The organism is Zarconia sp., assembly GCF_057467645.1.
Genome location: NZ_JBRJXU010000094.1, coordinates 1 through 10971 on the forward strand (window position 1 = coordinate 1; position 10971 = coordinate 10971).

Genomic DNA, 10971 nt, shown 5'->3' on the forward strand with positions numbered 1-10971 from the left:
TGTCTCACCCCAATGCTGACTCCGAGCGATGTTCGGGCAGGCTAGAAATTCGAGAGCAAGTCGATCGCACTGGGATGAATTTCCTTGCTAGTGAGCTGGGAACTTCATTCCCCATTCCCCGTTCCCCATTCCCCACCTTCACCCGAAGCTATCTTATCCAAAACTGACGTTATTTAGTGTTATCCCTCGATTGACTCTCGAGATCTAGACGGTTTCCGATGACCGACCAATACTCAAACTTGCAACCCACTCGCGCACGGTTCCCCACGCCCCCAAAGCACCCTCGGGCCCCCGATGCTCACTTGAACCGGAATGGTCAGCATTTAACCGAACTTGATATTAGAAGTAACGCTCCGATTTTCCCTGTGTGGGTGACGCTCTCGACCGGCAAATTCTGTTAATGCCATCACCGTCTCGAATTGAAAATCTGCAACTAAATCAAGAAGCAACTTCGTCAGTTCGGTATTGGGTACGGGTATCCGGTTGATGAGATGGCAAAGCTGGGAGTCATCCCCCGTTGCAGCAGACCAATAAATGTTTGCGACCCATTCTGGAGGCATCGATTGTAGCAGTGCCTCCGAGCGAGAATCGACTCGAGGGTCAGATGCATCTTCAGTCTGAGTGAATTCAAGGGATTCTACGATGCGATCGCAGCGGAAGGTTGCCACCCATTTTTCCATCTGCTGGGCGATGGATGCGAACTCTGGAGGAATCTGCTCGAGTAGTTGTAAAATCCATTCGTTATCGATGGCGATCGCAGCATGGTTCAACTCATCGAACCATTGTGAAGGTAAGATGCTTTGAAGTTCGGTCAAAGATGCCTTGAAGTTCGGTTGGGAAATGGCTTCCGTAGCGGCTTGGGTGTGTGGGATGCCGGTTTTTGGTGTTGGAGTCGCTCTTGGGGTCTGATAGCCGACTCCCAAGTATCGGGCGATGATGTCTAAAGCTTCATCGGCCTGAAGGGGTTTGCGAACGACGGCATTGCAACCCACAGCTAACATTCGTTCGTCGACATCCGGGCGAGCATCGGCACTCAGAGCGACAATTGCCGTTTGTTCGAGTTTAGAGCTGTTACCATTCGAGGGATGGCGAGCCTCTTCTTTGGCTCGAATGACACGGGTGGCTTCCGATCCGTCCATGACCGGCATTCGCACGTCCATCCAAATGAAGTGGGGTTGCCAAGACTCCCAAATTGCGACAGCCTCCGCTCCATGTTGGGCTTCTCGCACCTCAAATCCAACCGGTTCGAGGATTTGGCTCAACAGGCGGCGATTTTCCCGACCGTCATCGACGATCAGGATGCGCGGAGATCGTTGCTCTTCTTTGAGCGCCAGCACCCGTTGATGGCAGCCTCGTTCGAGACCGGTATTCTCCTCAATAACATCGATGGGAATTTCGAAGTAGAACTGGGTTCCTATCCCCACTTGGCTCTCGACCGTTACTCGACCGCCCATGCGTTCGACGAACTGACGGACGATGGCTAAACCCAAGCCCGTTCCTTGACCGACTTGGCAACCGGCTTGGGTTTGCATGAAGGGTTCAAACAATCGATCGATTTCCTCGGGGGCGATACCGGGACCGGTATCGTTGACGGCAATGCAGACGATCGCCCGATCTCGATCGCGGGCCTCGTGGTATTTGGCACTCACTTCGATCTCCACGCGACCGACTTGGGCGAATTTAATGCTATTGCCGATCGTATTAATCAGAATTTGGCGCAACTTAACTTTATCAGTCCGAACGGATTCAGGCACATCGGCAGCCACCTCAAGGGTCAGCGCCAATCCTTTACTTCGGGCTTGGAGGTAGAACATCTCTTCGAGATCTTCAAGTAATCCGTAGAGGTTGAAATCGGAGGGTTGGATGTCGATTTTTCCAGCGTCAATTTTGGAGAAGTCTAAGACATTTTCAATTAAAGACAGTAAATGCTCTCCACTGCGGTTGACGATCCGCACGCTTTCTTGATGTTCTGACGATAGCGTGGCACTGCGCGCCATCAATTGGCTGAATCCGAGGATGGCATTGAGGGGAGTGCGCAGTTCGTGGCTCATGTGGGCGAGAAACGAACTTTTGGCCCGGTTGGCAGCTTCGGCGGCATCTCTAGCGGCGAGCAGTTCTGTGGCTTGTCCTTCTAGCTGCGTCGTTTTCTCGGCTAAAGCCAAGGTCCGTCGTTCCAGGGCAATCGTGCGCTCTCGAACCTTGCGTTCCAAGGTTTGGGCGTAGGTCGCCAACGCTTGGTTCGATCGTCTCAAATCGTCCCAGAGCGTATAGCCGATGGCGAGTGCGGTCGCAGCCAATGCACCCAGTACGGGGGAAACAACGGGTAGCCACCATCCACTCAGGAAAGCCAGGTAGGCGATCGCGAGCGGGGATGCGATCGCGGATATCGAACCGATGGCTGCTTTTTTCTGCCGGACCGCCCAACATCCAAACATAGCGCTACTCCAACACCAGATTGAGAGCCACAGTCCCTCGACCGGAGCAGATAGGGTTTTAATCAAAGGTCGTCTGTCGAGGGTGGCACTGACGATGCTGCTTGCGAGGTGAGCGTGAATTTCGACCCCGGTCGGGGGAGTGGAATTGCGGGTGGTGTAAGGATTGTAGAAAAAGTCGTTCAGACTGCGGGCGGTAACCCCAATCACAACGATGCGATCGCGCATGGTTTCGATGGGGACGCGATCGTTGAGTACATCCCGCAACGAAACAGTATCGAAATGCCCTGGGGGACCGCGAAAGTTGAGTAGGATTTGATAGCCCCCTGCATCGGCTCTGACGTATGCGCCATCGTTGCGTTCAAATCGCCTAAATCTGGCTTGACCCAATGCGATCGCGCCGTTATCGGTCTGGGTGGGGGTTATGCCTTCGGATTCGAGGTACATCAACCCGAGCATTGCCCCCAAACTCAGCTGAGTTTTACCGTCGCGATGAGTGGAGAGCAATCCGCGCCGCACTTTGCCATCCGCATCGAGGAGGATATCGTTGATGGCGACTCGATCTCGTTTTTTGAGGGTGGGGGGAGGCGCAACGGCATCCCCAGAGAATTTTTCCACGCCGATCAGGTTGGGGGTCGATTCAAAAACTTCGACGAGTTCGGCGTGTCCCGGTTCGACGGTCAAATCGCGGTAAATATCCAAACCGATGGCTCTCGGTTGGAGGGCGCGAATATTTTTCAGGGCCTGGGCGAGCATTGCATCGGAAATCGGCCATTGTCCGAGTTGGGATATATCTTCTTCATCTACCCCAACGATCAGGACGCGCGGGTCTCGGGGTTCGTTCGGACGCAAGCGAAACAATGAATCGAGCGCTGCCCACTCCAAAAGTTGAAACATTCCCGTGACCCTTAGGCCCAGAAGCACTCCCATGACGCTGAGGGCAATTGCTGTCGAAACGCGCCATCTCCACAAACCCGGTCGAAAGTTAAGTTTCATTTATTCTCGATCTCGAATACCTTCGCGAAACATCTGGTTACACATCGAACAAACCGAAAATTTCACCCAGTCCCAAACAGACTTGTTTTCAGCCTCTTTAGCCTCGTTCGAGGGTGCGCGCAGCGCTGTAGATGTTGGCTCCCGATTGCATCCATCGCAGTTCTGTCGCACTGTGCCCTGGTGTGCGGACACTCTTCAAGCCACGGAGAATTTCCCAAGAACCCAAATCTCTCGAGATCGATCGTTTTTTGAGAGGAACGGTTCGACCGAAACTATTGGGTCAGGGTCAAGCAATATCCTTTGCGTCCGTGCAACGCGATCTTGAATTTACACCATCCGTTGGAAATTTAGACTGGAATTGAGACGATCGCCAATGGATTTGACACACTTTATAATTGACGGAATCGACGTAGCACTACACCCAAAAAATTCGATCGGTTGGCGACAGTTGCATTCAACTCGATTTAATTGTAGCTCGATCGAATCTCCCTTAACGTTCTTCGTTTGGGTGTGTTTCTTCTTCACCCGGTTCGAGCCATCCTTCGACAATCGGATCGTTGGGATCGAGTCCTTCGGCACACATTACCGATAAAGACCAATAGTATCGAGAGTCGGCTTCAATTTTCAAGACATTTTTGGGAAGACTCACACTTAAAATACCCGGTTCGCCACTTAGGGGTAAGCGATCGTAATACAGGGAGTTGCGATTGGCATCTTCGACATGGACGATGGCAGCCTTTGCTGAAGTCGGCGGTATGTAGACGGAAAAGATCCGCAAGTTTTCAGCCGCTTCACCATCGGCATCAGGTTCTAAGGCCACAAATTGGCTTTCTTCGAGGCAGGTTTCATCATTACGAGAACCGCCACCCGCTGTCTGTGCGGGTTCTCCTTCCCCCGGAGGTGGCTCGAAAACTTGAAAGGTGACGATCTCCCCCACAGAAGTCAATTCGGAGGTTTGAGCGCCCACCCACTTTCCGGTCGAGAAAATGGCAGCCATCGCCCAACCGAACGCGATCCAAATTAAGCCTTTGAAGGTCGAGTTTTTAAATTCCATCGCTCTCGAACATCCCTAATCTGCGAACACATGACAACTCGTTTCATTTTCTATAACGCCCCCAAGCTCTCCATTAAATTCTCGATGACTTTTTCCGTTGGCTCAAAGATACCGGTAACTTCCGTAGTTCTACTGGCTTTTACTTCGAGTGAAGCAAAATGCTGAGTATCTTTACGGAATCAGAACGATTTGAGCCTAGGGAAAAAATCGCGATTTAACATCCGCTAATTGACTGAAATTGACAAGACAAGTAGATCCTAAGCCAGCAGAACGTGCATGGGTTGTTACACAGTAATCACTTTGAAAAGCAATCGATTTTTAACCTTGTTTTCAGGATTTTGTCAAGATGAATTATACCACCTAAATTCTAAAGCCGGTCGCAAAATTTTGAGGTCTATTGCGCAGGGAAGTCCATCGTTTTGGGGGTCTTGCGGTTCGTACCCTTTTCGTTTCAAGTTTTTCCGGCTCGGGAACGGAGAATGGAGCATGGAAAACGTTGATTTCATCAATCGTGTTTGATATTCAAAGGGGTTCAGACCCGAACGAAGTGCTCTGACATCGTAACCGTTCAGGGGGGAGGAAATCTGGTAATGTCAGAAGTATGGATTCGACCCACCCACAACAGATAAGCTTTCGGTCGCAGTTGAGGTGGCAATAGTCGTCAAGTCCATGTCATGACCGATCGACTCGAAAACCCCCTAGTGCAACGCGGCACACATAACGATCTAGTTTTCAACCGCTGAAAGCTATGCACAGTCAGCATTGTTAATTCTGCATTTTGCGTGCATCGCGAGCGGTATCGGATTGAGTCCCGTTCAAACCGAACCGAGAAATAAAAATTATTTTCGATCTCAATCGACCTGTGACATAACACTGATGAATCAAACCCGCGAATTTGACTATTTCGGCGATCGCATTTCAATATTCGATCGAATGCGAATGGAAGCCTCTCTCAAAGTTCGCCGACAGATGTACGATTGGTTTATCCAGCAAACCGGTGGCGTCGCTGGTCAAACCGTCCTCGATTTCGGTTCGACACCAGATACATCACGATCGGATAGTAACTGTTTTATTCGCTGGTTGCTCGAAGATGGCGCGCGGGTTTATGCCACGTCTCCAGAAGATATCGCGAATTTAGAAACCGTTTTCCCCGATTTAAAAATTCTTTCGTTTCCCCCCGAGAACACTCCTAACAACACCCAGAAGTTCGACTATCTTATTTCCTCTGCCGTCATCGAACACGTCGGTTCTCAAACACGACAAATCGAGTACGTTCGGGATTTATTACAATGGTCCGATCGCATTTTACTCACCACTCCCAATCGCTACCACTGGCTGGATTTTCATACCAAACTTCCCCTATTACACTGGCTACCCAAATCCCAACACCGGCAAATTTTAAACGGGCTGGGTTTGCAATTTTGGGCAAAAGAAGAAAACTTGAATTTGTTATCGAGACCTGATTTAGTTCGCATCTTCGATCGCGTCTCAAAAACCTGTGCCACAACCAATACGTTACATCTGAGTTGGTATCAGCCCAAATTTTTAGGAAAGGTTTCTAATTTTGTGGTGTTGCTTCGATCGGTTTCGGTTTAAGCGATATACTTTACAAAAACGATCGACTGACGACATCGTCGCGAGGTTCTAAGTCATTTCGCACCCCAGCGAGTCTCTCTCCTAAGAAACACTCACTCACACCCTCACGGTTGAGGGATTTTCCCTCGAAGTGTTTTTTCTCTCCTTGACTGACACATTCATACTCGTTCTCTCCGCGTCCGGTGCGTCCGGTGTATCAGTCAAATGTTCCTAACCCCATTCCCCTACCATCTCCCGTGACTGTAAAACATTCGGCATCTCCAAACGTATCTCGGTCTAGGGTCTCCGAATCCGGGGCAAGTTCGTCATTGGGGACAACCCTCAATCGTTGGATGTGGTCGGGTTTCGGACTCACCCTCGCCCTGATTGCTTCGGCAACCCTGGGGGCGATTGCCGCGTGGATGTTTCCTCCACCGACCAAATCTTTCGTCGAGACGGAGCTTTCTTGGAATAACGGCTTCGGCTACCAACTCTCCCAACCGATGCACATTTTAATTTTGGGAGTCGAACCCCCACCTGAAGTGCCCGAAGACTCCCCCGAACGGTTTTCTGGCCGCAGCGATACCATCTTACTCCTGCGTTTCGATCCCCTCGATGCTTCCGCCAGCCTCCTCTCGATTCCCCGCGATACCCTCCTTGAAGTTCCAGGGGTGGGGTACGCCAAAGCCAATACAGCGAACTACGATGGCGGCATCGACTTGGCCAAGGATGCGATCGAATACTTACTCGCCGACGTTCCCATCCATCGTTACGTGCGCATCGATACTGCAGCCTTAGTGGAATTGGTAGATTTGCTGGGGGGGGTTGAGGTGTTCGTTCCCGAGGCGATGTCCTATACCGATGTCACCGGGCAACTGAAAATCGATCTGTCTCCCGGCTGGCAAATCCTGAACGGGGAACAAGCCGAACAGTTCTCGCGCTTCCGCCAGGGGGCCTATGGGGATGTAGGACGAGTGCAGCGACAGCAGGAATTGATGGCGGCCATTCGAGCGCGATTGACCAATCCCACGGTACTGCCGCGCTTGCCAGAGGTGATTCGGGTGATTCAAAAGTATATCGATACCGATTTGAGTTTGCCGGAAATGATGGCCTTGGTGAATTTCGGTCTGCAACTGGAAACCGAGGCGCTGAAAATGGTGATGCTGCCCGGTGAATTTGGCGACTCCTTCGATTATGACACCGGATACTGGATTGCTGATGATGCGGGGCGCGATCGCATTGTGGAGGCATATTTCGGTCAGGTAACCGGTCCGCGAGAAAGACCGATTCGATCGCGATCGCGCAACGCCTGGGAATCCTCTACTCCATCGTTGCGCATTGCCATTCAGAATAGCACTGGCGATGAAACGGCGATCGATCGCTTTCAGGAAGAATTAGAACGATTTGGATTTGACGATACCTACGTCGCCCCAGATTGGCCCGATACCCAACGCCAGACACAAATCATCGTTCAAAAAGGTCATCTCAATGGGGCGAAGTTTTTGCAAGATCGATTGGGGTTTGGCGAAATTGTCACCATGTCGACGGGGGATTTGGATTCGGATGTGACCATTCGGATCGGGGAAGATTGGTTGCTCGATCGTTGATATCGCCGGGTCAACGGCCGTTGACCCCTACAGGAACGGGGAATGGGGAATGGGGAATGGGGAATAGATAGAAATCGATCGAAGAACAAGGGGAAAATCGATTGTTATGAGGTGGAAACTTAGACCCCGGCTTTTCTACATCCAACACTCCACTCATGCACTTATTACTAAAAAAACTTCCAGGGTTTAAAATTGCGATCGCCTCAATCTTTCTCCTATCCCTCGGTTTGCATTTTTGGGGTCTGGAACGATTTAATACTTTAGTTTTTGACGAGGTATACTACGCAAAATATGCGGTTAAGTACCTGAACGGGACGGAACTTTTCGACGCTCATCCGCCCTTGGGAAAGTATTTCATTGCTTTGGGAATTTGGCTGTCAAATTTTTTTCCGATCGCCTCCCAAGCCACGAACGATTTAACCGGTCTAGTCCTCTCTCCCATCAGTTCTCGCTGGATGAATGCTTTGGTGGGGTCTTGCATTCCCATTATCGTGGCAGGGATTGCCTACCAGTTGAGCGCTCGTCGTCGCTATGCCATTCTCGCTGGATTGTTCTGCGCTGTCGATGGCTTTTTTTTAGTCGAATCTCGATACGCTCTGATTAATATTTATTTAGTATTTTTCGGATTACTGGGTCAGTGGCTATTTCTGATATCTTTAACTAAAAACCCTAAAACCAAAGCATTTTTATCGATCTCATCTGGAATTTGCTTTGGGGCTGCAATTTCCGTAAAGTGGAATGGTTTAGGATTTTTGCTAGGAGTTTACTTAATATATTTTACCGCTATTCTGACGCAATTTCTACAATCGATAAATCTTCTTGAAATTCAGTTTAGTTTAAATCCCTCTAACTTATTATCAAAAATTTCCAGAATCAATTTTCTGAGCGTTATTTTAAATTTTGCCTTCATTCCAGCGCTCGTCTATTGGCTAGCCTGGATACCTCATCTACAAATTAATACCACAGAAACTTTTTTCAGCGTCCATCAACAAATCTTGTCTTACCATCACACGGGTGTCGGTTCGGGAGTTGACGTGCATCCATACTGTTCTCGATGGTATACCTGGCCGCTGATGCTGCGTTCGGTTTCCTACTTTTACGAACGTTCGAGCGCCGACGATGTCAATTCAGTTTTACCCTCGTTACCGGCAAATTTAAGTGAAGAAATCTACGACGTTCATTTACTCGGCAACCCAATATTGTGGTGGCTGAGTAGCGGTGCAATAGTGATTCTAATTTTACGACTGATGACCGATATATTACCTAAAATTTTCATTCAAAAATATCCAGTCACTTTATCCAGCTCGTTTTGGACGATCGTTTATTTACTCATCAACTACGCCGCCAATTTCTTCCCTTGGATGCTCGTACGTCGATGTACGTTCCTATATCTCTATATGAGTGCGTTTATCTTTTCCGTACTGGCTTTTGCTTGGCTGGTCGATCGATGGTTCAATCGCCCTGGTGGTAAAATCTTCGCATCGAGCGTTATCTCGATCGTCATTTGTTCTTTTATTTTTTGGTTGCCGATTTACTTAGGCTTACCCTTATCTGCCGAGCAATTTCAATTGCGAATGCTTTTACAATCCTGGATTTAGTTTTTCTCTCGTTGTTCAAGTTCGATCGCATCGAGAAACTGACGCTTTGAATTCTCCAAGGTTTGCCTCTGACTGGGAAAATATCCCACCTCTTCGATTTCCCGATCGACCAGACTCAAATAAAAGTTAATAAACTCACCCACTTGAGGCTTCTTGCGCATAATATTCGCATCCGAATAAATCAGCAGGGGACGCGCGAGAAAATAATTGCCATTTTCAACGGCTTCCGCACTGGGTTGGATGCCTTCGAGCGATAAAACGTTTAATGTCTCCCGATTTCCTTCGTAATAAGCATATCCCAAAAATCCGATGGAATTGACGCGACTGGCAATATTTTGGGTAATGTAGCTATCATCTTCGGTTAACTCCGTATTCGGAGCCGCTAACAGCTTTTCTTTCTCGTTATCCAAGACTTTATTCACAAAAAAGTCAAAGGTTCCCGAATCTTCTCCCGGCACAAAGCGTTCTATGTCTTCATCGGGCCAGTTTGGATTCACATCCGACCACTTTTGCGCGCTAAAAAGTGCCGCTAATTCTTCCCACGTCACATTGGAGATAAATTGATTCTCCCGATTGACAACAACGGCGATCGCATCAGTGCCGATCCGAAATTCGATCGGCTGGCGATCGATCGCCGCACAAGTTTGTAATTCTGCATCGTTAATCGGACGGCTGGCATTGACAATATCCGACTTTCCTTTCTGGCAAAAAAGTTGAAAACCCGCACTGGAACCAATGCTATCGATTTTGATGCGTCCGGCATAACCATATTCGATGAAGCGTTCGTAAATCCGTTGGGAAAGGGGAAACACCGTCGAACTCCCAGCCATCTTAATATTCCCTTCCACCTTGAGGGGATCGACTCTGGGTAACTCAACTCCGCCCTCAGAGGGTTTCTCCGGCAGGTTGGTTGCGACTGGTTCTGGGGTTGGCGAAGATGTCGGAGTGGGGGATGGAACGGCTGCGGCTTGTGTCGGTTTGGGTTGTGTCGGTTTGGGTTGTGGAGAAACCTTTTCGGGTGCATCAGACCCCACGGGATTACTACAAGCCGCGATGAGTAAAGCAACTGTCGCCATGCATTTCCATCCCGCCATTGCCTCTTTCTCCTTTTATCAATCACCAGAAACAGGTTATATCAAGTTCGGTTAAATACTGACTATTAAATAGACATAGGCGCGAAAATCAAAAATCCAATCCATATCTATGGTTCAGTCATGAATTTCTTCCCCCTTTCCCCCTTAACCCTTTTCCTCCTCCAGGTCTAATAACTGACGATTCCGGTTCAAGTGATTGGACTTTGGACAACTCTATGGGAGGGGGGGTAGCCAAAGGAAGCGGCAATAGGGGAAATTGAGCAAAGTGAAAACGCTCAACCTATTGCCGATGAATATTCCAGATTGTATCAACCAACTTGTTCAATTTCGGGAGCAAGTCTACAAGAGCTTCAGCCACCGTGGCTGATTGACTGACAAAACTAAGAAGCCCGAATATGCCTCAGTACAATGATTTCAAGCACTCGGGAGAATCCCGATCGTTTTTGGGAAGCACGAACTGGATGGGGAGCTAGAGCACTCGACTAAAACACTTACCCTGTAGCTCTTCCACAATTGAGCGATCGCTCAATTGTGAAATTTGTGGGCTGAAATTTAAGCCAGGAGGGAAGTAGAACATGATATAAGCTGAAAAGTTACCACACTTAGAAGCTCAAA

Annotated in this window: 6 protein-coding genes; 3 read left to right on the plus strand and 3 right to left on the minus strand. The window is 49.1% G+C overall.

Features of this window, described 5'->3' with window-relative positions:
• Window positions 1–323 precede the first annotated feature (323 nt).
• Both AC2215_RS14080 and AC2215_RS14085 read right to left on the minus strand, forming a co-directional pair.
• Window positions 324–3428, minus strand: coding sequence for a CHASE2 domain-containing protein (locus AC2215_RS14080; RefSeq protein WP_486810645.1), 3105 nt, complete (start codon window positions 3426–3428; stop codon window positions 324–326).
• 490 nt (window positions 3429–3918) lie between these two features.
• Window positions 3919–4482 carry a DUF928 domain-containing protein gene (locus AC2215_RS14085; RefSeq protein WP_486810646.1) on the minus strand — a complete coding sequence of 188 codons (564 nt, stop codon included), beginning with the start codon at window positions 4480–4482 and terminating at the stop codon, window positions 3919–3921.
• Window positions 4483–5358: 876 nt separating this feature from the next.
• On the opposite strand from AC2215_RS14085, the gene AC2215_RS14090 reads away from it, so the two are divergent.
• The 3 genes from AC2215_RS14090 (at window position 5359) to AC2215_RS14100 (ending at window position 9262) form a co-directional block, all read left to right on the plus strand.
• Window positions 5359–6078, plus strand: a complete 720-nt coding sequence (locus tag AC2215_RS14090; RefSeq protein WP_486810647.1) for a class I SAM-dependent methyltransferase — start codon at window positions 5359–5361, stop codon at window positions 6076–6078.
• A gap of 236 nt (window positions 6079–6314) precedes the next feature.
• The gene (locus AC2215_RS14095; RefSeq protein ID WP_486810648.1) at window positions 6315–7664 is read left to right on the plus strand and encodes an LCP family protein; all 1350 of its coding nucleotides are present in this window, start codon (window positions 6315–6317) and stop codon (window positions 7662–7664) included.
• A 155-nt stretch (window positions 7665–7819) separates the two neighbouring features.
• Window positions 7820–9262 (plus strand): dolichyl-phosphate-mannose--protein mannosyltransferase, encoded by a 1443-nt coding sequence (locus AC2215_RS14100; protein WP_486810649.1) that lies wholly within the window; start codon window positions 7820–7822, stop codon window positions 9260–9262.
• On the opposite strand, the gene AC2215_RS14105 is transcribed toward AC2215_RS14100, so the two are convergent.
• Window positions 9259–10338 carry a phosphate ABC transporter substrate-binding protein PstS family protein gene (locus AC2215_RS14105; RefSeq protein WP_486810650.1) on the minus strand — a complete coding sequence of 360 codons (1080 nt, stop codon included), beginning with the start codon at window positions 10336–10338 and terminating at the stop codon, window positions 9259–9261. The two genes, AC2215_RS14100 and AC2215_RS14105, sit on opposite strands and share 4 nt — an antisense overlap.
• Between the last annotated feature and the right edge of the window lie 633 nt (window positions 10339–10971).

Bases quoted from the DNA above. Each gene is read 5' to 3' on its own strand.
- AC2215_RS14080 (WP_486810645.1), bottom strand. From the start codon at position 3,428: ATGAAACTTAACTTTCGACCGGGTTTGTGGAGATGGCGCGTTTCGACA.
- AC2215_RS14085 (WP_486810646.1), bottom strand. From the start codon at position 4,482: ATGGAATTTAAAAACTCGACCTTCAAAGGCTTAATTTGGATCGCGTTC.
- AC2215_RS14090 (WP_486810647.1), top strand. From the start codon at position 5,359: ATGAATCAAACCCGCGAATTTGACTATTTCGGCGATCGCATTTCAATA.
- AC2215_RS14100 (WP_486810649.1), top strand. From the start codon at position 7,820: ATGCACTTATTACTAAAAAAACTTCCAGGGTTTAAAATTGCGATCGCC.
- AC2215_RS14105 (WP_486810650.1), bottom strand. From the start codon at position 10,338: ATGGCGACAGTTGCTTTACTCATCGCGGCTTGTAGTAATCCCGTGGGG.